This window comes from Cupriavidus sp. 22TCCZM01-5 (assembly GCF_057798915.1).
On the sequence record NZ_JBYOJR010000008.1, the window covers coordinates 1 to 20,400 of the forward strand.

At 66.9% G+C, this 20,400-nt stretch carries 20 protein-coding genes; 11 read left to right on the forward strand and 9 right to left on the reverse strand.

All coding sequences use genetic code 11. The annotated features are described in order from the left end of the window. Positions 1-657: 657 nt before the first annotated feature. On the forward strand, positions 658-1,545 hold the full coding sequence (locus AC3FNH_RS09865; RefSeq protein WP_488719907.1) for a DMT family transporter: 888 nt from the start codon (positions 658-660) through the stop codon (positions 1,543-1,545). A gap of 45 nt (positions 1,546-1,590) precedes the next feature. Here the strand turns inward: AC3FNH_RS09865 and AC3FNH_RS09870 are convergent, their stop codons facing one another. Then, positions 1,591-2,427, reverse strand: coding sequence for a 3-oxoadipate:acetyl-CoA acetyltransferase (locus tag AC3FNH_RS09870; RefSeq protein WP_488719908.1), 837 nt, complete (start codon positions 2,425-2,427; stop codon positions 1,591-1,593). 62 nt (positions 2,428-2,489) lie between these two features. After that, complete coding sequence (locus AC3FNH_RS09875) at positions 2,490-4,364, reverse strand: bifunctional sugar phosphate isomerase/epimerase/4-hydroxyphenylpyruvate dioxygenase family protein (RefSeq protein WP_488719909.1); 1,875 nt, start codon at positions 4,362-4,364, stop codon at positions 2,490-2,492. 142 nt (positions 4,365-4,506) lie between these two features. Here AC3FNH_RS09875 and AC3FNH_RS09880 point away from each other — a divergent pair, with 142 nt between their 5' ends. Further along, a complete protein-coding gene (locus AC3FNH_RS09880; protein WP_276102359.1) occupies positions 4,507-5,274 on the forward strand; it encodes an IclR family transcriptional regulator domain-containing protein in 768 nt (255 codons plus the stop codon). 40 nt (positions 5,275-5,314) lie between these two features. Here the strand turns inward: AC3FNH_RS09880 and AC3FNH_RS09885 are convergent, their stop codons facing one another. Continuing rightward, positions 5,315-6,274, reverse strand: coding sequence for a LysR family transcriptional regulator (locus AC3FNH_RS09885; protein ID WP_488719910.1), 960 nt, complete (start codon positions 6,272-6,274; stop codon positions 5,315-5,317). An 88-nt stretch (positions 6,275-6,362) separates the two neighbouring features. Between AC3FNH_RS09885 and aroQ the strand changes: the two genes are divergently transcribed. Further along, complete coding sequence (gene aroQ, locus AC3FNH_RS09890; protein WP_488719911.1) at positions 6,363-6,836, forward strand: type II 3-dehydroquinate dehydratase; 474 nt, start codon at positions 6,363-6,365, stop codon at positions 6,834-6,836. A gap of 143 nt (positions 6,837-6,979) precedes the next feature. Next, positions 6,980-7,177, forward strand: a complete 198-nt coding sequence (locus AC3FNH_RS09895) for a hypothetical protein (RefSeq protein WP_488719912.1) — start codon at positions 6,980-6,982, stop codon at positions 7,175-7,177. A gap of 429 nt (positions 7,178-7,606) precedes the next feature. Here AC3FNH_RS09895 and AC3FNH_RS09900 read toward each other — a convergent pair whose 3' ends face one another. Together AC3FNH_RS09900 and AC3FNH_RS09905 are read right to left on the reverse strand one after the other, a co-directional pair. Beyond that, positions 7,607-7,816 (reverse strand): DUF2188 domain-containing protein, encoded by a 210-nt coding sequence (locus tag AC3FNH_RS09900; protein WP_488719913.1) that lies wholly within the window; start codon positions 7,814-7,816, stop codon positions 7,607-7,609. An 18-nt stretch (positions 7,817-7,834) separates the two neighbouring features. Next, the gene (locus tag AC3FNH_RS09905) at positions 7,835-8,071 is read right to left on the reverse strand and encodes a GDCCVxC domain-containing (seleno)protein (protein WP_488719914.1); all 237 of its coding nucleotides are present in this window, start codon (positions 8,069-8,071) and stop codon (positions 7,835-7,837) included. Between the two features lie 150 nt (positions 8,072-8,221). On the opposite strand from AC3FNH_RS09905, the gene AC3FNH_RS09910 reads away from it, so the two are divergent. After that, positions 8,222-8,659 (forward strand): MerR family transcriptional regulator, encoded by a 438-nt coding sequence (locus AC3FNH_RS09910; protein WP_488719915.1) that lies wholly within the window; start codon positions 8,222-8,224, stop codon positions 8,657-8,659. Between the two features lie 105 nt (positions 8,660-8,764). Here AC3FNH_RS09910 and AC3FNH_RS09915 read toward each other — a convergent pair whose 3' ends face one another. The 3 genes from AC3FNH_RS09915 to AC3FNH_RS09925 form a co-directional block, all read right to left on the reverse strand. Next, entirely contained in the window at positions 8,765-9,829 is a 1,065-nt protein-coding gene (locus AC3FNH_RS09915) for a porin (RefSeq protein WP_488719916.1), read from the reverse strand. 57 nt (positions 9,830-9,886) lie between these two features. Further along, positions 9,887-11,221: an MFS transporter gene (locus tag AC3FNH_RS09920; RefSeq protein WP_488719917.1), complete on the reverse strand. Its 1,335-nt coding sequence runs from the start codon at positions 11,219-11,221 to the stop codon at positions 9,887-9,889. Between the two features lie 130 nt (positions 11,222-11,351). Then, complete coding sequence (locus AC3FNH_RS09925; protein WP_488719918.1) at positions 11,352-12,185, reverse strand: shikimate dehydrogenase family protein; 834 nt, start codon at positions 12,183-12,185, stop codon at positions 11,352-11,354. A gap of 293 nt (positions 12,186-12,478) precedes the next feature. On the opposite strand from AC3FNH_RS09925, the gene AC3FNH_RS09930 reads away from it, so the two are divergent. Next, entirely contained in the window at positions 12,479-13,549 is a 1,071-nt protein-coding gene (locus AC3FNH_RS09930; protein WP_488719919.1) for a 4-hydroxyphenylpyruvate dioxygenase family protein, read from the forward strand. A gap of 426 nt (positions 13,550-13,975) precedes the next feature. Next, positions 13,976-15,367, forward strand: a complete 1,392-nt coding sequence (locus AC3FNH_RS09935) for an MFS transporter (protein WP_488719920.1) — start codon at positions 13,976-13,978, stop codon at positions 15,365-15,367. Here AC3FNH_RS09935 and AC3FNH_RS09940 read toward each other — a convergent pair. Continuing rightward, positions 15,361-16,332 (reverse strand): LysR substrate-binding domain-containing protein, encoded by a 972-nt coding sequence (locus tag AC3FNH_RS09940; RefSeq protein ID WP_276102347.1) that lies wholly within the window; start codon positions 16,330-16,332, stop codon positions 15,361-15,363. The two genes, AC3FNH_RS09935 and AC3FNH_RS09940, sit on opposite strands and share 7 nt — an antisense overlap. Before the next feature lie 95 nt (positions 16,333-16,427). On the opposite strand from AC3FNH_RS09940, the gene pcaH reads away from it, so the two are divergent. Genes pcaH through pcaDC form a run of 4 tightly spaced genes read left to right on the forward strand, consistent with a single transcriptional unit; the run spans position 16,428 to position 20,392 of the window. Further along, positions 16,428-17,129 carry a protocatechuate 3,4-dioxygenase subunit beta gene (gene pcaH / locus AC3FNH_RS09945; RefSeq protein ID WP_276102346.1) on the forward strand — a complete coding sequence of 234 codons (702 nt, stop codon included), beginning with the start codon at positions 16,428-16,430 and terminating at the stop codon, positions 17,127-17,129. A 4-nt stretch (positions 17,130-17,133) separates the two neighbouring features. Further along, positions 17,134-17,703, forward strand: coding sequence for a protocatechuate 3,4-dioxygenase subunit alpha (gene pcaG / locus AC3FNH_RS09950; RefSeq protein WP_488719921.1), 570 nt, complete (start codon positions 17,134-17,136; stop codon positions 17,701-17,703). 58 nt (positions 17,704-17,761) lie between these two features. Continuing rightward, positions 17,762-19,162 (forward strand): 3-carboxy-cis,cis-muconate cycloisomerase, encoded by a 1,401-nt coding sequence (locus AC3FNH_RS09955; RefSeq protein WP_488719922.1) that lies wholly within the window; start codon positions 17,762-17,764, stop codon positions 19,160-19,162. Between the two features lie 39 nt (positions 19,163-19,201). Continuing rightward, complete coding sequence (gene pcaDC / locus AC3FNH_RS09960; protein ID WP_488719923.1) at positions 19,202-20,392, forward strand: bifunctional 3-oxoadipate enol-lactonase/4-carboxymuconolactone decarboxylase PcaDC; 1,191 nt, start codon at positions 19,202-19,204, stop codon at positions 20,390-20,392. Positions 20,393-20,400 lie beyond the last annotated feature (8 nt).

Genomic DNA, 20,400 nt, shown 5'->3' on the forward strand with positions numbered 1-20,400 from the left:
GCCTTCGGCTGCGCTACGCGCAGAGCCCTAGTCTGAGCACCCAGGCCGCAGGCAAACCGCGCCACAGCGAAGCAGAGAAACCGAACCGTCGGCAATGGCGACGATGATGCCCCGCGCATACCGACTAGGGCGCGCGCGCAGCGCAGCCGTAGGCGTCCCACCGCTGACCTCGTTGGAACGCTGTACCCGAGCCCTACATGGGGATCGTACAAGAGCCGGTTATCGGAGGCACTGGTTCTGAATCACTATGCGTAGCAGGCTCGAACGGGCACCCAAGCATCGCGAGACCAAAGCCGCTTGAAGACAAGAAGCGCCTCGTTGATGGCCAGCCGCCAGGCGACGCGCTTTTTGGTTACTTATTGTCGCTCGGACAAGAAGTGACTCGCCGGCTACGCCGGCGAAACAGCGGCGCCTGCCAAGCACGACAGCGCAATCCCAACCACAAAACTCCCGCCGGCAACGCCGGCGAAACAGCCACGCCCGCAAGGAAGCCCCCAAAAGCGCCGTCCGGCAGCCCACCGATTATTCGCTCAGCGCACATTCTGACTTTCCTCCCAGCCCAATTGTTTTTCCCGCTGACAACAGTAACCTGCTCCCATCCCCCAATCCACGCCGCGCAACCCACTGCCAGCGGCGCAACAAGCAGCCAACCCCGCCATGAAGGACCACCACACGCCGCAAGGCATTGCGCTAATGATCGCGGCGGTAGCCTGCTTTGCCACGCTCGATACGCTGACCAAGGGCGTCGGCGGCGCCGTCCCGGTGGTCATGGCGCTGTGGGTGCGTTATCTGGCGCAGACGGCGCTGACCGGCGCAGTCCTGTTGCCGGCGCGCGGCCGGTACCTGCTACACACACGCCGGCCGGTCCTGCAATGCATGCGCGCGGCGCTGATGCTGGTGTCGAGCCTGTGCGCGTTCTTCAGCCTCAAGGTCCTGCCCGTGGGCGACTTCACCGCGGTGGCAATGCTCACGCCGCTGGCCATCACGCTCGCCGCGGCAGCGCTGATGGGCGAGCGGGTCTCGCCGGTGCGGTGGCTGTTCCTGCTGCTGGGGTTTGCCGGCGCGGTGATGGTGATACGCCCCGGCCCCGACTTCCACCCGGCCATGCTGCTGCCGCTGGGCGTGGTGCTGTCCAACGCCGGCTACCAGTTGCTGACCGGCGCGCTGACGCGTGCCGACGGCGTCGGGACGACGCACTTCTACACGGGCTCTGTGGCGACTCTGCTGCTCACGGCGGCGTTGCCGTTCTCGTGGGTCTGGCACGTCAGCGCAATGCACTGGGCCATGCTGGCCGGCATGGCGCTGGCCGGTTGCGCCGGTCACCTTTGCCTGGTGCTGGCCTATGCGCGCGCACCAGTAGGCATCCTGACGCCGTATCTGTATCTGCAGATCGCTTTTGCCATGCTCGGCGGCTGGATGGTGTTCGGTTCCGTGCCGGATGCGTGGTCGGTGCTCGGCGTCGCATTCATTGCCGCCAGCGGCCTGGGCGGAACCGCCGCGGCGGCGCGCGAACGGGGGGCGCCCGCAGCGAACGTCCCCGCGTGACGCCCGGGCGGCCGCCGGGCGGGCCGCCGGTCCGACATATCGAGGCTAAGCCGCCAAGGGTTGCAAGCCGAGCAGGGCCCTGGCCTGAGCGGGCGTCGCCACGGCGCGGCCATACTGCTCGCACAGTTGCGCAACGCGTTGCACCAGCTGCGCATTGCTGCGGGCCAGCGTGTCCTTGTCCCAGCGGATATTGTCTTCCAGCCCGGTCCGGCAATGGCCGCCAAGCTCCAGTGTCCAGTGATTGACTTCGAGCTGGTGCCGTCCGATCCCGGCTGCAGTCCAGGTTGCGCCGGGGAGCACCTTCTGCAGTTGCTCGACTTCGAACGCCAGGACTTCGCGGCGCGCCGGCATCGCGTTGCGGATGCCGAATACGAACTGCACATGCGGCTGTGGCGCGAGCAGCCCCTCCTTTACCAGTTCGGCCGTGCTGTACAGCATCGACAGGTCGAAGATCTCGATTTCGGGCTTGACCTGGAACTCGCGCATGCTGGCCGCCAGGGAGCGGATGAAGTCGGGCGGGTTCTCATAGACGCTGGTGGGGAAATTGACCGAGCCGGTGGCCAGCGATGCCATGTCCGGGCGCAGGTACAGCATGGCGCCGCGCTGGCTGGCTTCACGGCCCCGTCCGCCGGTAGAGAACTGCACGATCATGCCCGGACAATGCTTGCGGATGCCCTCCTGCAGCGCGGCGAAACTCTCGGGGTCGGAGCTGGAGTTCTCCTGCGCGTCGCGGACGTGCAGGTGGACCAGCGAGGCGCCCGCCTCATAGCTGGCGTGAGTACTTTCGATCTGTTCGGCTACCGTGACCGGCACGGCGGCATTGTCTTTCTTGCGCGGTACGGAACCGGTAATCGCAACCGAGATGATGCAAGGATCCAGCATTCAGAGTCTCCTGTGGGAAGTGTGGTTGTCTTGGTTGTCTTGAAAAAGTGGGACGGCTGGCATCAGCTGTGGCGCAGCTGCGCCTGAGCGGCCATGCGCACCGACGCGTTGGCCACGCCGTAGCCGACGTAGCCATCGCGCTGCACGAGTTCGAAAAAGAAGCGCTCGTGGAATGGCTCCGTGTAGGTGTGCAGGAATTCACCATGGCCGTCACGGTCGTAGAGCAGGCCCAGGCGCTGAAGCCGGGCCAGCAGGTCATCATCCAGCCACAGCCGCGCGGCCAGGTCTTCGAAGTAGTTGTCGGGCACGTGCAGCATCGCCGAGCGGCTGCGGTCGATGGCTTCGACCGTATGCGCGAGCTGCATGGACCGAAAGGCAATGTGATGCACGCCCGAGCCCGCGTAGGCGGTGACGAAACGCCCCGTGGCCGTACGCCCGCTCTCCGAGACATTGAGCGGAATGCGCACGCGCTGGCCGGCACTGACCATGGCGCGGCTCTTGACCAGGCCATACGGATCGGCAATCTCGTGGACGGCCTCTGCCTGCATGCCGAACACCGAGCGGTAGAACAGCACGAAGGTGTCGAGCCGGTGCGCCGGGAGGGCCTGGGCGATATGGTCGATCGCCGTCAGCCCCGCGCCCGCGGCGGCTTCTTGCGGCAGCGGGCGAAGCTCGAAGTCGCTCTCGTAAATACTGCGCGCGGCGTCGATGTCGTCGATCAGGTGGAACAGCATGCCGTCGGGCGCGCGCAGCGCGGGAATCACGCGTTCCTGCGGGCCCACCGGTTCGCGCCACTCCTTGCACAGCAGCGCGCGGGCACGCGCGATGGCGCGGCGTGAATCGTCGACCTTGAGGCCGATTGCGCAGACAGACGGGCCGTGCAGCTGGAAGTGTTCGGCGGCCGCGCTGTCCTGCTCCGCATTGAGGATCAGGTTGATGTCGCCCTGCCGGTACAAGTCGACCGCCTTGGAGCGATGGCGCCCGGCATGCACGAACCCGAGCGACGCCAGCCGCTGCGCCAGTTCGCGCCCGGCCACGTAGTCGACCGCGAACTCGACGAAGTCGACGCCTTCGAACACCGGCGGCGCCGGCAGCGCGAAGCCGCCCGCCTCGGATTCGAGCCAGATCAGCGAACGCAGCCCGTCCAGTGCGGTCTGGCGCGCCGGGGCGGCGCGAAATTCGTCGTTGAAGATTTCCAGCGAGAGCGGGCCGGTGTAGCCAGCCTGCAGCACGTCGCGCGCGAAGTCGGTCACCGGCAGGTCGCCCTGTCCAGGGAAGTTGCGGTAGTGCCGGCTCCAGCCCAGCACGTCCATCGACATGCGCGGCGCATCGGCCAATTGCACAAAGAAAATCTTCTCGGCCGGCACGATGTCCAGGCCCTGCAGGGTGTCGCCCAGCGCCAGCGTATGGAAGCTGTCCAGCACCAGGCCCAGTGCCGGGTGGTCCGCGCGCCGCACGATGTCCCACGCCTCGCGCCAGCGGCGCGTGTGCCGGCCCCACGCCAGGGCCTCGTAGCCGACGCGCAGGCCGCGCCGGGCGGCGGCCTCGGCCATCTGGCGCAGGTCCGCGGCGGCGCGCGCGGGGTCGTCGATGGCGATGTCCTGGACATTGCTGCAGACCAGCACCGTGTCGGCGCCAAGCTGTTCCATCACGTCGAACTTGCGTTCGGCGCGCGCCATGTTGCGCGCGAACAGTTCCGCCGGCATGGCCTCGAAGTCGCGCAGCGGCTGGTAGAGCGTGATGCGCAGGCCGAGGTCGGCCGCCATGCGGCGCACTTCGGCGGGCGAGCCGTCGAAGTTGAGCAGGTCGTTCTCGAAGATTTCCACGCCGTCGAATCCGGCAGCCGCGGCGGCTTCAAGTTTTTCGGGAAGGGTGCCGGAGAGCGAGACGGTGGCGATCGACTTCGGAAGCGGTTTGGGGCGAGAGGCTGCAGACATGATGCGGTGAAGGTCGGGGCCGGTATGCAGCAAGCGTAGAAGTCGCGAGCGCGCCAAACAATCGCAATTCGCGCCTAAAAGAGCGATAATCGCGCGATCATGCGCGACAGTCGCGCATTACCCGGGTTAACCATAAGCGAGCATGGAAAAAGAACCGTTGAACCGGCGCGACTGGATCGCCGGGCTGGAGAAGGGCCTGGCGATCCTGGAGGCCTTTGACAACGACCATCCCCGCCTCACGCCGTCGCAGGCGGCGCAGCTGACTGGCCTGACGCGCACGGCCGCGCGGCGCTACCTGCTCACGCTGGAGCACCTGGGCTATACGACCAGCGACGGCACGCTGTTCAGCCTGACGCCGCGCGTGCTCAAGGTCGGCTGGTCCTACTTTGATTCGGCGCGGCTGCCGCGCCTGGTGCAGCCGTTCCTGCAGCAGATCACCGCGCAGGTCGGCGAGGCCGCCTACCTGAGCGTGCTCGATGGCTGGGAGCTGGTATTCATCTCCCGCACCAGCACCAGCCGCGTGATGAGCACGGGCTTCGTGCTGGGTGCGCGCGTGCCGGCCCCGCTGGCCTCGGCCGGCGTGATGATGCTGGCGTCGCAGCCCGAGGACACGGTGAGGGAGTGGCTGGACCAGTGCGTGCTGACGCCCTATACGCCCTACACGATCCTCCAGCACGACCGGCTGCTGCAAGAGATTCGCAAGGCCGGCGCCCAGGGCTATGCCGTGGTGGAGCAGCAGTTGCAGATCGGCGTGCGCGGGGTGGCGGTGCCGCTGCGCGACCGCCACGGCAAGGTGATTGCGGCGCTGTCGGTCAATATGCAGATCGGCGAGGAGAGCGCGGACGCGGCCTGCGCGCGCGTGCTGCAAGTGCTGCAGGACACCGCGCTGTCGATCATGCGCACGCTTTAGGGTCTGTTACAGACCCACGCGCCGCCGCGCGGGCCGGCTTCTACCCGTGCAGCGAACTCGCCAGCGCGAACGGGCCCTGTGACAGGCGGGCCTTGAGGAAGTCGATGCAGACGCGCATGCGCGCCGACGACGATGCCCGGGCGCTGGTCACGGCCCAGACGTCGGCCGGCTGCTGCCACGCCGGCAGCACCTGCACCAGCTCGCCTGCGCGAATGCTGTCGGCCACGTCCCAGACCGAGGCCATGATGATGCCGTAGCCCTCGTGCGCCCACTCGCGCGTGACGTCGCTGTGGTTCGACGCCATCGGGCCGGTCACCTTGACCATTTCCATGCCGGCGGGGCCGTGCAGCCGCCACACGCCGAAGGCCTGGTCGCGTTCGCGGTGGAGCAGGCAGTCATGCTGCGCCAGTTCGGCCAGGTGGCGCGGCGCGCCGCGGCGCGCCAGATAGGCCGGCGCCGCGCACAGTACGCGGCTGCCGCTGGCAATGCGGCTGGCAATCAGGTGCGGTTCCTCGACTTCGCCGATGCGGATGTCCAGGTCGAAGTTCTCGCCGATCAGGTCCACGCGCCGGTCCAGCAGTTCCAGCCAGACCTCGAGCCCCGGATGCTGTTGCCGCAGCAGCGCCAGCACCGGCGCCACGAAGCGGCGCCCGAGCCGCAGGCTGGTGGCAATGCGCAGCAGCCCGCGCGGCTCGCTTTCGGCCTTGCCGGCGCCGCCCACGGCTTCGAGCATGCCGTCGACGTCTTCCAGGATCTTGCGGGCCCACGCGAACGCGTTTTCGCCTTCCGCCGTCACGCTGACGCGCCGCGTGGTGCGATGGAACAGGCGCGTGCCAAGCATCGCCTCCAGCATCGCGATGCGCTTGCTCACGTGCGCGGGTGAAATGCCTGTCTCATGGGCCGCGGCAATAAAGCTGGAGCGGCGCGCCACCGTGCAGAACAGGCGCAGATCCCGCAGGAAGGGATCATTGTTCGCTGACAGCGCATTCTGAGTTTCCATATTGCCGGATTGTTATGCGGAGGCTTAACGATAGGCTATCGGTGACGGCCGCGCCAGAGGCGCGGCCTTGTTCATTCCAGGAGACACAATGAAGACAGTACTGGTGCTCAACGGCCCCAACCTCAACCTGCTGGGCACGCGCGAGCCGGCGGTGTACGGCAGCGAAACGCTGGCCGACGTGGAGCGGATCTGCCAGGCGGCCGCGCAAGCGCTTGGCCTGCGGGCCGAATGCCGGCAGACCAACTACGAAGGACAGCTAATCGACTGGATGCATGAGGCAGGGCAAGCCTGTGCGCGCGGCGAGATGGCCGGCGTGGTGCTTAATGCGGGCGCGCTGACGCATACGTCGATTGCGCTGCACGACGCCATCAAGGGGGCCTCGGTGCCGGTCATCGAGTACCACATCTCGAATGTGCATGCGCGCGAGGCGTTCCGGCATCACTCATGGATTTCACCGGTGGCGAAGGCGGTGATGGCAGGCCTGGGCGTCAAGGGATATGCGGTGGCGGTTTCGGCGCTGGCCATGCTGGCGGGGGTGGATGGCGCGCCCCGAATTGATTGAACGCAAATGCGGCGGAATCCCTCGCATTTCTTCGGGCGTCGACTCCTATAGTGACGAAGACGTGCCGGCGACCGGCCCGGGGCCTGCAAGAGGCTTCGGGCGGTGCACCGGAGACGACCCTCGATCACCGCCGGAGACAGGAGATGCTGAGTCCTCATGAGATCGCCGCCTTGATGGTTCTCGGTGATATGGAAGGCCACCGGGAATTGGACCCTGCCGACATCGGCGCGCTGGTCGAACGCCAGCTTGTCCGGCTGGAGGCTACTGCGCCTGACCACAGGCACCTCTGCATCACTGGCGAGGGCCTGCAGCTTCTTGCGGCGATCGGCAAGCCGCGTTGAAGGGCAGATACGCCCTATACATTGCCCCGGGGTGCCTGGACACCTCCTGTCAGGGATTTCCTACGAGCGATTCAGTCCGTCCCGATGCGTATTGTTGTCCCTTGCCTAAGGCGGTGGCGAGGCCCTCCATCTAACCTTGAAATCAAGGAGGTGCCAGTTGTTTGCGGTACCGGTGAGGTGTGCCTCGGAAGGAGTGCCACGATGCGCAATACAGAGAATTCACTACGCGCGCAGGTAGAAAAGTGGTTGTCGCCAAGCGATGAGAGCCCGGCGCGGGTTGCCTGCTTCAGGCACCTTGCCAACCACAAGGGTTGCCTCGTGTGCGTCGAATCGACCCAATCCGCGCGGCGCCTGTCGATTGCCTTCTTCCGCCATGGCGATGGCGCGTGGTACGTATTTCCGCCTGTCGCCGGATAGCGGCGCCCACGGCTAGTGCTGGTCGCAGCCGCTGGTGCGCCAGCGCAGGTTCCCATCGTGGCGGTGTATGTGCAACTCCGCGTTCTCCTGCCTCGCCAGGCCCCAACCCGCAGCGATTGCGGCTTCCATGGTCGGAAATATCTGGACCTTTGCATTGAGGTCGCCGACCTCCAGTGCCCAGCCATATTCCGCGGGAAAAACGCGAATGATTTGTGATTGCATGATGCCCCGGCTCTGGCGTCAGCGGCGAGTGACGGCCGCCGGCGAACAGCACAAGCCAGTTTGCTGCTGCATGGGCGGGCACCGTTCGGTCCCATATGAGCAGAAGACGCAGCAATCACCGGCCTTCGGCCTCAGTAACATGTGGCAGCGCTCGCACTCATAGCACCACTGGCAGGCATTTGTCGGCATCGTTTCTTCTTTTGCATAGGCGCACTTGGGGCAGGTGATGATCGACTTCAGCTTGACTGCACTCATCACGTCCCTTCGCCATCGCGGCCGGTAGGCGGCAGACGTCACCATCCCTGGCGTTCCGGCCCCCGGTTCCATATCGAAATGCAGTCTGCCCTTTCCCATTGAGGGGTTTTGGACGTAGCCTAGTTCCGTACCAAGGTACGGAGTCAAGCGATGGCGCACACCCTGACGATCGGTAAGCTGGCCAAGGCGGCTGGTGTAGGCGTGGAGACGGTCCGCTACTACCACCGGTGCGGCTTGCTGCCGGTGCCGGAGCGTGTCAATGGAACCATTCGGCAGTATTCGCAACCGAGCCTGAAGCGGATCTTCTTCATCCGCCGGGCCCAGTCGCTCGGGTTTACCCTTGATGAAATCCGGGTGCTGCTGCAACAGAGTGATGGTGACTCGTGCAGCAGGGCCCGCGTACTGGCCGAGCGAAAGCTCGGTCTGGTGGAGCAACGTTTGAGGGATCTCGAACGATTGCGCGCCGAACTGACGCATCTGATCGGGCAATGCAAGGCCAATGGCGATGAGGCGTCCTGCCCCTTGATTGAAACATTGTCCGACAGCACGGGGTGGGCGATCGCCCGCGACGCTCCACTTCGACCCTGAATGCTGGCGGGGAACCTATTCCACCCGCAAGGTGCGGCCGACAAGCGGCTTCAGGGGGCGGACTGCCGCTGCAGAACACGGCGCCCCCCAACGGCGCCCGCCACATCAGAACTTGTGCCGCACGCCGGCCACCACGCCCAACCGCGTGCCATTGCCGTACGTATTGCCACTGTTGTTGAACGCGGGCGAACTGTTCAGCGCGATCCACGCCCCCTGCAGGTGGGTGTAATCCACCTCCAGATAGACATCCGTGCGCTTGCTGAAGCTGTAGTCCAGCATGCCCGCCGTGGTGAGTCGCTTGCCGCTTTGCCCGGCATGACGCAGCCAGTCGTACTGGAACGTGCCGATGAACGCGAGCGCATCCGTCAGCGTGTAGCGTGTGCCGATATAGCCGACGTTGTTGCGGTAGTCGGCCACGTCCAGCCGGTTGTTGGTGTAGCCCAGGTAATACTGCGCGCGCGCGGCCTTCCACGTGCCGCCGAGCCCCCAGACTGTCTGCTTGCTGGCCTGCGCCGCGGGTACGGCGCCGAAGAATGCGCTGGTGACGTTCTGGGTTTGCTGATAGACCGCGCCGACTTCAAGCGGCCCGTTGCTGTAGACGAGCGCACCCGCCGCGGCCGAGCTGTTCTTGATGCTGCCCGGCACTTCGCCGAACGTATAGGCCGCCGACGCCTGCACCGGGCCGAATGACTTGATGTACTTGATCGTGTTGTCGTAGCGCAGCCCGGTGTAGTTGCCGCCCTGGTAGCCAACGATCGAGTTGTTGGCGAAGGCCATCGCCTCGTAGGAGGAGAGCACTTCGTGGGCCAGGGTGTACTGGCGGCCCAGCGCGAGCTTGCCATAGTCGCCGTCGAGCCCGATCACCGCGGTGCGGCCGAACAGGCGCCCGCCCTGCTGGCTGGTGCCGGTGTCGGGCGCGAAGCCGGATTCGAGGATGTACCAGGCCTTGTTGCCGCCGCCGAGGTCTTCGGTGCCGCGCAGGCCCCAGCGGCTGCCGGTGAGCACGCCGTCGGTCATCTGCGTGCGCGAATGGCCGGCCGCGTCCTCGTTGGTGCTGAAGCGGATGGTGGTGTCGATCAGGCCGTAGAGCGTGATGCCGCTGTTGGTCTGGGCGGCCGCGGGCAGGCTGCCCGCGGCAAGCGCGAGCAACGCAACCATGGATTTATGCATTGGAAGGTCTCCCGGATTGTTGTTGTCGGTTCGTTGTGACGGTGACAGCCTGCGTGCTCAGGCCGTGGTGGCGGTCGGCACCTTGCGCGGTGCCAGGAAGAACAGCCAGGTCAGCGCGATGAAGTAGGCGCACGGAATCATCGTGAAGAGCACCGCATAGTTGTTGTGCGTGACGGTGAGCACGTAGCCGACCAGCTGCGTCATGAACATGCCGCCGATCGCGCCGATCATCCCGCCGAAGCCGAACACCGAGCTCACGACGTGCTTGGGCGTGTAGTCCATCACCAGGCTCCAGATGTTCGCGGTCCAGGCCTGGTGTGCACCGATGGCGACGGAGATCGCGGCCACGGCCATCCACAGGCTGCTCGCGCCGGCGGCAAGGATGATGGAGGTGATGCAAAGCGCGAAGGCCAGCATCGACACCAGCCGCGCCCGCACGGCAGGCATGCCGTGGCTGATGAGCCAGGACGAGAGCGCGCCGCCGCCCACGCTGCCGATGTCGGCGCACAGGTAGATGACGATCAGCGGAATGCCCATCTGCGTCACGCTGATGCCGAGCTGGTACTGCTGGTTCAGGAACGGCGGCAGCCAGTACAGGTAGAACCAGAACACCGGCGCGGTGATGGCATAGGCCAGCGCGAAAGCCCAGGTACCACGCATGCGCAGGATCTGCGAGTAAGGAATGCGCTGCGGCGCCGGCTCGACATCGCGGCTGATGTGCGTCAGTTCCGCCTGGCTGACCGTGGGATGCTCGTCCGGGTTGTAGTACTTGATGAGCCAGAACACCAGCCAGATCGCACCGAGCGCGCCCACGATCAGGAAGGCTGCCTGCCAGCCCCAGACCTGCAGGATCAGCGGCAGCATGATCGGCGTGAGCATGGCGCCGACATTGGTGCCGGCGTTAAAGATGCCCGTGGCCACGGCGCGTTCGCTGGCCGGGAACCAGATGCGCGTGGTCTTGACGCAGGCCGGGTAGTTGGCGGCTTCGGTCAGGCCAAGGAAGAAGCGGCAGACCATGAAGCCGACCGCCGAGGCCGCGAGCGCATGCGCGCCGCAGGCGAGGCTCCATAGCAGCACGGCCAGCGCGAAGGCGCGCTTGACCCCGACCATGTCGATGAATCGTCCCTGCAGGGCGAAGCCGATGGCGTAGCCGACCTGGAACCAGAAGTTGATATTGGCGTAGTCCTGCGCGGTCCAGGCCATGGCCTTGGCCAGCACCGGCTGCAGCACGCCCAGGGCGGCGCGGTCGATGTAGTTGAGCGTGGTTGCGAAGAACACGAGCGCCAGCATGCCCCAGCGCACCTTGCCGAGCGTGAACCCGGCGCGGATCTTGTCGGCCAGCGAGTGGCCGGCCACGGCGGGGGCCGTGATCTCCTTGTTGATTGTGGTCATTTGTCTGTCTCCACCAATGGGTGCGATGTGCTTTCCGGCATGCCTGGAAGACCTGGGGGCGGCATCCGGTATTTTTGTGACGGGCGTGCGCGCACGGTGCGGGGCCCGTGGCGCATTCCCCGGCTGTCTTTCAGTATTTAAGGCGGGCTACGGCGCGCAGGGCGTCCGGCGTGGCGGTGCCGTAGCCGAAGAATTCCAGGTAGGCGGGAATCATCTCGAACAGCATGTCGGTGCCGACTTGGACCTTGCAGCCGCGCGCGATGGCGGCTTCGAGGAACGGGGTGTACTCGGACTTCATCACCACCTCGCCAACCATGGCGCCCGGATCGATGCGGGCGACATCGAAGGGCAGCCCATCGCCCGCGTTCATGCCGAGTGGCGTTGCGTTGACCACCACGTCGTAGCCGGCGGGATCCGCCGAGCCGGTGGTCACGCGCAGGGCCGGGTAGTGCGCCAGCAGCCGGTCACGCAGCGCGAGCGACGAGGCGTCGCGCGTGTCGAACAGTGCCAGCTCCGCCACGCCGGCCGCGGCCAGCGAGGCGGCGATCGCGCTGCCCACGCCGCCGCTGCCCGTGACGATGGCGCGAGCGCCTTCAAGCCGGCAGCCCTTGCGCTGGATGCCGCGCACGAAGCCCGCGCCGTCGAACTGGTCGCCGACCAGCGTGCCGTCGTCGCGCCGCAGCACCGCGTTGCAGGCGCCGGCGATGCGGGCAGTGGGGGTGAGTTCGTCCACCAGTTCGACGGTGGTGACCTTGTGCGGCATGGTGACCAGCGCGCCGCGGATATTGCTCAGGCGGAACAGCGAGCGGAAGAACACCGGGTAGTCGTCGGGCTTCACGCCCATCGGCATTACCACGGCATCGATGCCCTGCTGCTCGAACCAGGGGTTGTAGATCATGGGCGCCTTGAACGACTCGGTCGGAAAGCCAAGGTGCGCGATGAGGGTGGTCTTGCCGTTGATCATGATGTTCCTGGGGGCGTAGGAAGTCGGGCCGGCGAGGATACATGGTCCGGGCCTGGCGCTGTGTCTCGATGACCGGAGATTAGTGGCCGATGGGCGGCGAGCCAAGCGACGTAAAGCGCATAACGCGCGATTAGTGAACGCAGTTGGGCGATCAGGAAACGCAGTGCGGGTTTCTACGGAGGGGGCCGGGCTCCATGGGCGATGCGGCAGGCGCCGGCAGCATTGCTATGATCGGACCACGTTGCCACGGGGCTTGTCGTACCGCCCCGCACCCATACAGGAGCCCCCCCAACATGAGCGCCGCTGAAGCCTGGGACAACCCGCTGGGCATCCAGGGTTACGAATTCATCGAGTTCGCCTCGCCGGATGCGGCCGCACTGGGCCGGACCTTCGAGCGTTTCGGCTTTGCCGCCATTGCCGAGCACCGCCACAAGGCAGTCAGGCTGTATCGCCAGGGCGAGATGAACTTCATCGTGGACGCGGAGCCGGATTCCTTTGCCACACGCTACGCCGCCGAGTATGGCCTGTCGATCTGCGCCGTCGGCATCCGCGTGAACGATGCCGCGGCGGCGTTCGAGCGCGCCATCGAAGCGGGCGCGTGGCCGTTCGAAGGCGGCACGGTCGGGCCGATGGAACTGAATATTCCCGCCATCCAGGGCATCGGCCAGTCGGTCATCTATTTCATTGACCGCTGGCGCGGCAAGGAAGGCCGTCCGGGCGACGTGGGAGATATCTCGATCTACGACGTGGACTTCCGGCCCTTGCCGCAGGACGGCCGTTCGCCAGGCGCGGGTCTGACCCGGGTCGATCACCTGACGCAGGCCGTGGAACCGGGCCACCTGGAAGAATGGAGCGACTTCTACCGCAAGGTGCTGGGTTTTCGGGAGATCCACGAAGTCCATCCCGACTGGCAGGTGGCCAGCGATGCCTGCGTGCTGCTTTCCCCTTGCGGGCAGATCCGGATTCCGTTGTACGAGAAGGGCACGCCGCGCCACGACCGGATGCGCCAGTACCTGTCGGACCCCCATGGCGAGGGCATCCAGCACATTGCGCTGGCCACCGACAACCTGGCGGCGAGCGCCGCGGCACTGGCTGCGCACGGTGTGCAGTTCGTGCAGCCGCCGGCGGCCTACTACGGCACGCTCGATGCGCGCCTGCCGGGGCATGGACTGGACCTGGCCACGCTGCAGCGCTATGGCATCCTGGTAGACGGCACCGTGCGCGCCGACGGTGGGCAGGACCGCTTCCTCCAGGCCTTCGCGAAACGCGAGGCGGGCGAGTTCTTCTTCGAGATCGTCCAGCGGGACGGGCACCACGGCTTCGGCGAGGGCAACCTTGCCGTGCTGGAGTCGTTGGCCCCGTGATGAGGCGTGGGTCAAGCCGATTGAGTCTTATACTTATCTTTTTGGCCTGACTCGCGTTGACGGCTGTTTAGCGCATCCTAAGCAATACGTCATGGCATGGAAAATAACATCTGGCGTTATTTCCATGAAATTTTCGCATCTATCGTCTGTAGTCCCATAAGCCGGCGGTGAAAGATTGCGCAGCTTGGCCGATCTGTCACACCTGCAAGGAACCTGTCCGCAGACCGCGCAAGTTTCCCGCGGAATTCGCCCTCCGACTGGCGTAATCCACCATGCCCGGCCCGACTCGCGCTGCTCTGCCGCGAGGGGTTAACCCGAATTCTTGCCTTTCCCCTCCCACTCCTAAGATCAGTTCCTATAGAGAACGATGGTTCGCTATTAGAACAACGGGCGGGTTTGCCCAGTCGCTGACCCCAGCCGAATTCCATGCAAACGGAGACAACCGTGCCCCAATCCACCCCTGCCAAGGGCGGCGTCATCGACGTCCAGGCCCTGATCGACGAGCGGCCGTTTACCGGCTGCCAGTGGCTGATCCTGATCCTGTGCTTCCTGATCGTCGCGGTCGACGGCTTTGACACGGCGGCCATCGGCTATATTGCGCCGGCCCTGGTGCAAGACTGGGGTATCCAGAAATCCGAGCTTGGCCCGGTGATGAGCGCCGCGCTGTTTGGCCTGGCCTTTGGCGCGATCTTCGCCGGCCCGCTGGCTGACCGCGTCGGCCGCAAGCGCGTGCTGGTGCTTTCGGTCTTCTTCTTCGGTGTGTGCAGCCTGGCCACGGCCTTCGCGCCTAGCCTGGGCTGGCTGACGGCGCTGCGCTTCCTGACCGGCCTGGGCCTGGGCGCGGCCATGCCGAATGCGGTCACGCTGACTTCCGAATTCGCGCCGCAGCGCCGCCGTGCCGTGCTGGTCAACACCATGTTCTGCGGCTTTCCGCTCGGCTCGGCGGTGGGCGGCTTCGTTGCGGCGGCGATGATCCCGCACTACGGCTGGCACAGTGTGCTGCTGCTCGGTGGTGTGCTGCCGGTCGTGCTGGCCGTGCTGCTGGTGTTGCTGCTGCCGGAATCGGTGCGCTACATGGTGCTGCGCAACTACCCGCTCGAGCAGATCGGCAAGGTATTGCAGCGCGTGACCGGTGCCGGAGCGGCGGCCGCAAGCTATGTCATTGGCGAGCAGGCTCCCGCCACCCGGTCGGCCATTGGCACCGTGCTGTCGCCGGGCTATCGCCTGGGCTCGGCCATGATGTGGGCCACGTACTTCATGGGCCTGGTCATCTTCTACCTGCTGACGAGCTGGATGCCCACGCTGATGAAGGACGCGGGCTTCTCGATCCAGCGCGCCTCGTTCCTGACCGCGCTGTTCCCGCTCGGCGGCGGCATCGGCACCATCGCCGCGGGCTGGTTCATGGACCGCTTCAACCCGAACAAGGTGATCGCGCTGACCTATGCGGTCACCGGCGCGCTGATCTACGCCGTCGGGCACGGTACCGGCAGCCAGCTCATGCTGGGCGTGCTGATCTTCCTGGCGGGCACGGCGATGAATGGCGCCCAGTCCTCCATGCCTTCCCTGGCGGCGGCCTTCTACCCGACGCAGGGCCGTGCCACCGGCGTGGCATGGATGCTCGGCATCGGCCGCTTCGGCGGCATCACCGGCGCACTGCTCGGCGCGGAACTGCTGCGCCTGCAGCTTGGGTTCGACATGATCTTCACGCTGCTGGCCGTACCTGCCTTCCTGGCCGCCATTGCGCTGATGGTGAAGCACTTCGGCGGCAGCCCCGCTCCGGCTGGCGAGCCGGGCAGGCGGCCCGTGGCCGCTCACTGAGCCGGCTGGCCGCGACGCGGAGCGCCCGGATGCGCCGCCGCCCGGATGCAGTCGGCCAACGCCTCCGCCATCGGCGTCAGGGTGCGGTCCTTGTGGCGCAGCAGGCCGACGGGCTCCTCGGTGCCCAGGGTGTCGATGGGCAGTGCCACCAGGCCGCCCTCGTCCATGGCCCGGCGCGTGGCCGACATCGGCGCCGCCCAGACACAGTCGCTCTGCTCGGCGAGCAGGCGTCCGAGATAGGCGTCCGAGGTCTCCACGCAGCCATCGGGCAGGCGCAGACCGTGGCGGGCCAGCAGGCTTTCGGTGTTGTGCCGGGGGATCGAGCCCGCGGCGGCAATCACCAGCGGCCACGCCAGGCAATCGAGCAGCGTGGGCCGCGTGGTCGTCGCCAGCGCATGGCCGGGACGCACCGCCAGCACCAGCGAATCGGGTCCCAGCGACTCGAACCACAGGCTTTCCATCGCGACAGGATCGTCCATGCGGCCGATCACGAGATCCAGCACGTCGGCCTTGAGCTGGTCGATCAGGTTGCGGTTCATGCCGGTGCGCACATCCAGGCCGACCTCGGGATAGGTGGCGCGAAAGCGCAGCACGGCATCGGTCAGCACGGCCGGCACCACGCTTGGCAGCGCACCCAGGCGGATACGTTCGTGCGTCTGCGCCGTTTCCCCCGTGACGCTGCCGGCGGCAGCGTCGATATCGGCCAGGATGCGCAGCGCATGCTGCAGGAAGCGCGTGCCCGCCGTGGTCAGCTCGGTGCCGGCACGCTGGCGCACCAGCAGCCGCGTGCCGGCCAGCTCCTCCAGTTCGCTCAGGGTCTTGGAAACGGCCGGCTGGGTCAGGCCGAGGCGGTCCGCCGCGCGTCCGAGGTGCTGGGTTTGCGACACCGCCACGAAGCAATAGAGATGCCGCAGGCGCACGCGGTTGCGGAAGATGTCCTGTGCGGCCTGCTCTTGCCGTTCCATATCAAAAATTCATCGTAATCAGCGAATAACTCAATTTACATGACTTTGTGTGTGTCTTAAAGTCATTCCACCCCTACAACACCGGAGACGAAGCAATGACCCGCCTCGCCCAGTACCGCCGCCCCTATTGGGACACCCAGCCCGAATACCGTTTCGACCCCTATGCGTCCACCGTGCTGCGCTCGCCAGCGCAGCCGCTGGTGCAGATTCCGCAGTCGCTGTCCGAAGTGACCGGCCCCACCTTCGGTGCCGAGTTCGTGCGCGCCGGCGACAACGACCTGACCGTCGGCAATGGCGGCGAGCCGCTCGGCGAGCGCATCCTGGTCACGGGCCGCGTGCTGGACGAGAACGGCCGCCCGGTGCCTAACGCGCTGATCGAGGTCTGGCAGGCCAACGCCGCCGGACGCTACACGCACAAGCGCGACCAGCACGATGCGCCGCTCGACCCGCACTTCTCCGGCGAAGGCCGCACGGTCACCGATGCCAACGGCCGCTACCAGTTCAAGACCATCAAGCCCGGTGCCTACCCCTGGCGCAACCACCACAACGCCTGGCGGCCGCAGCATATCCACTTCTCGCTGTTCGGCAATGCCTACGCCACGCGCCTGGTCACGCAGATGTACTTCCCCGGCGACCCGCTGCTGGCGTACGACCCGATCTTCAACTGCGTGCCCGACGAGAAGGCGCGCAACCGCCTGATTTCCACCTTTGACTGGGAGACCACGCAGCCGGAATACGCGCTGGGCTACCGTTTCGATATCGTGCTGCGTGGCCGCGATGCCACGCCGATGGAGTAAGAACATGCTGTACGCCACCGCTTCGCAGACTGTCGGCCCCTACCTGCATATCGGCCTGACCGGCCTGAACTGCGCCGACCTCACCGCTGACGCGCCGGAACTGGCCGGGCAGCGCATCATCATCGAAGGCCGCGTCATCGACGGCACCGGCGCGCCCGTGCCCGACGGGATGGTCGAGATCTGGCAGGCCAACCCGGCCGGCCGCTACCGCCATGCCGAGGACACGCGCGAACTGCCGCTGGTCGCCGGCTTCACCGGCTTCGGCCGCGTGCCGACCGCCGAGGATGGCTCGTTCCGCTTCGTCACCGTGAAGCCGGGCGTGGTGCCCGGCGCGGACGGCAAGCCGCAGGCGCCGCATATCATGGTGTCGGTGTTCATGCGCGGCCTGGTCAAGCATGTGGCCACGCGCATCTACTTCCCGGACGAAGCCGCTGCCAATGCCGCCGATGGCGTGCTGGCGCTGGTGCCGGCGGAACGGCGCGGCACGCTCGTTGCCAAGGCGCAAGGCAACGGCGCGCTGCGCTGGGACGTGGTGCTGCAGGGTCCGGGCGAGACGGTGTTCTTCGACATCTGACGCTGCGCGCATAATCGTGCCGTCGCCAATGTCGTGACGGCACACCCACTACGCCCCCATGCCAAGCTCGTCCCGCCTTACCGATCCCATGTTCGGCAGCCCTGCCGTGCTGGAGATCTTCTCCGATGCCGGCACCGTGCGCTGCATGCTTGCCGTCGAAGCCGCGCTGGCCCGCGCCGAGTCGCGCTGCGGTGTCATTCCCGTGTCGGCCGCGACGGCTATCTCCGAAGTCTGCGCGAACGTCTCGGTTATCGACTTCGATGCGCTGGCGCAGGCCGCTGTCGCCGCAGGCAACCTGGCAATTCCTTTCGTCAAACAACTCACCGCCGCCGTGGCGGCGCGCGACGCCGAGGCCGCGCGCTTCGTCCACTGGGGCGCCACCAGCCAGGACATCATCGACACCGCGCTGGTGCTGCAGCTCGGCGAGGCCATGCCGCGCCTGCGGGCGAGCCTGCTGGCGCTTGGCAATGCCTGCGCCGGCCTGGCTGCGTCCCACCGCGACACGCCGATGGTCGGCCGCACCTGGCTGCAGCATGCCTTGCCCACCACGTTTGGCCTGAAGGCCGCCGGCTGGCTCGATGCGCTGCGCCGTGACCTTTGCCGGCTCGACGCGGCACGCGTTCAGGCCAGCGCGCTGCAGTTTGGCGGCGCGGCCGGCACGCTGGCGAGCCTGGGCACGTCCGCGCCGGCGGTGGCCCGCGAACTGGCCAGCGAGCTGAAGCTGGCCTTGCCCGCGCTGCCGTGGCATGCGCATCGCGACCGGCTGGTCGAGGTCGCCACCGCGCTTGGCATGCTGACCGGCACGCTCGGCAAGATGGCGCGCGATCTCTCGCTGCTGATGCAGACCGAAGTCGCTGAAGTGGCCGAGCCGTCCGGCCCCGGACGCGGCGGCTCCAGCACCATGCCGCACAAGCGCAACCCGGTGGGCTGCGCCGCCGTGCTGACCGCGGCCGTGCGCGTGCCGCCGCTGGTGGCGACGATGCTGTCGGGCATGGTGCAGGAACACGAGCGCGCGCTCGGCGGCTGGCAGGCCGAGTGGGACACGCTGCCGCAGATCGTGACGCTTGCCGCCGGCGCCTTGCGCCAGATGGGCGAGGTGGTGTCGGGCCTGCAGGTGGATGGCGCGCGCATGCGTGCCAATCTCGACCTCACGCACGGCCTGATCCTTGGCGAGGCGGCCATGCTCGAACTCGGCGGCCGCATCGGCCGGCTCGAAGCGCACCATCTGGTGGAGCACGCGTCGCGCCGCGCGGTAGCGCAAGGCATCACGCTGCGTGAAGCGCTGGCGCTGGCGCTGGCGCAGACGCTCAGCGAGAATCCCGCGCACGCAGGCCTGCTCGACGATGCCACCCTCGACCGCCTGGCCGACCCGGCCAACTACGCCGGCCAGTCCGCCGCCTTCGCGGATGCCGCCGTGCAGGGCTGGCAGGCTGCGCTCGCGCAGCGCCTGGCCAGCTGATTGCGTCACCCCTTCATACAGGATTCCAAGGAGACCGCATTGCCCTATCTCGACCACGCCGGCGCCCGGCTCTTCTATACCGTGGATGGCCCCGACAATGCACCGGCCATCGTCTTCTCCAACTCGCTCGGCACCGACCACACGATGTGGCAGCCGCAGGTCGATGCGCTGGCGGGACGCTTCCGCATCGTGCGCTATGACACGCGTGGCCACAGACGTTCCAGTGCGCCCGGCGATGCCTTCACCATGGACCAGCTGGGCGGCGACGTACTCGCCATCCTCGACGCGCTGGGCATCGAACGGGCCGCGTTCTGCGGCGTGTCGATGGGCGGCCTGACCGGCATGTGGCTGGGCGTGCATGCGCCCGAGCGCTTCCCGAAGATCGTGCTTGCCAACACCGCCGCAAAGATCGGCAATGCCGAAGGCTGGAATGCGCGCATCGACAGCGTGCTGCGCGACGGCATGGGCATCATGGTGGAACCGTCGATCGAGCGCTGGTTTACGCCCGAGTTTGCCGCCACGGCTAGCCGTGCGCTGGATCCGCTGCGCGCCGTGCTGGCCGCGCTCGATCCGCGCGGCTATGCGGCCAGCTGCGCCGCCGTGCGCGATGCCGATTTCCGCGAGGCCGTGCGCACGATGCGCGTGCCGGTGCTGGTGATCGCGGGCAGCCACGACCCGTCCACCACGGTGCAGGAGGGCCGCGACCTGGCCGCGGAGATCCCCGGCGCGCACTTCGTTGCCCTGCCGGCCGCGCATATCTCCAACTTCGAGCAACCAGGCCGCTTCACCGCCGCGCTGCTCGATTTCATCCTGGGCCGCCTGCCCGTCACCGATGATCACGCCCGCTACGAAGCCGGCCTGTCGGTGCGGCGCGAGGTGCTCGGCAGCGCTCACGTGGACCGCTCGCTCGCGCACCTGACGCCGCTGAACGAGGAGTTCCAGAACCTGATCACGCGCTATGCGTGGGGCGAGATCTGGACCCGCGAAGGCCTGCCGCGGCACACGCGCAGCCTGCTGACCATCGCGATGATGGTCGCGCTGAACCGCGCCGAGGAACTGAAGCTGCACCTGCGCGCCGCCGCCAACAATGGCGTGACGCGCGACGAGATCAAGGAAGTGCTGCTGCAAACGGCCATCTACTGCGGCGTGCCGGCCGCCAACTCGGCATTCCACATGGCCGAGGAAGTCTTTGCCGCCATCGACGAGGCCAACCGCAGGCCGCAGGCCTGACCCGTCCT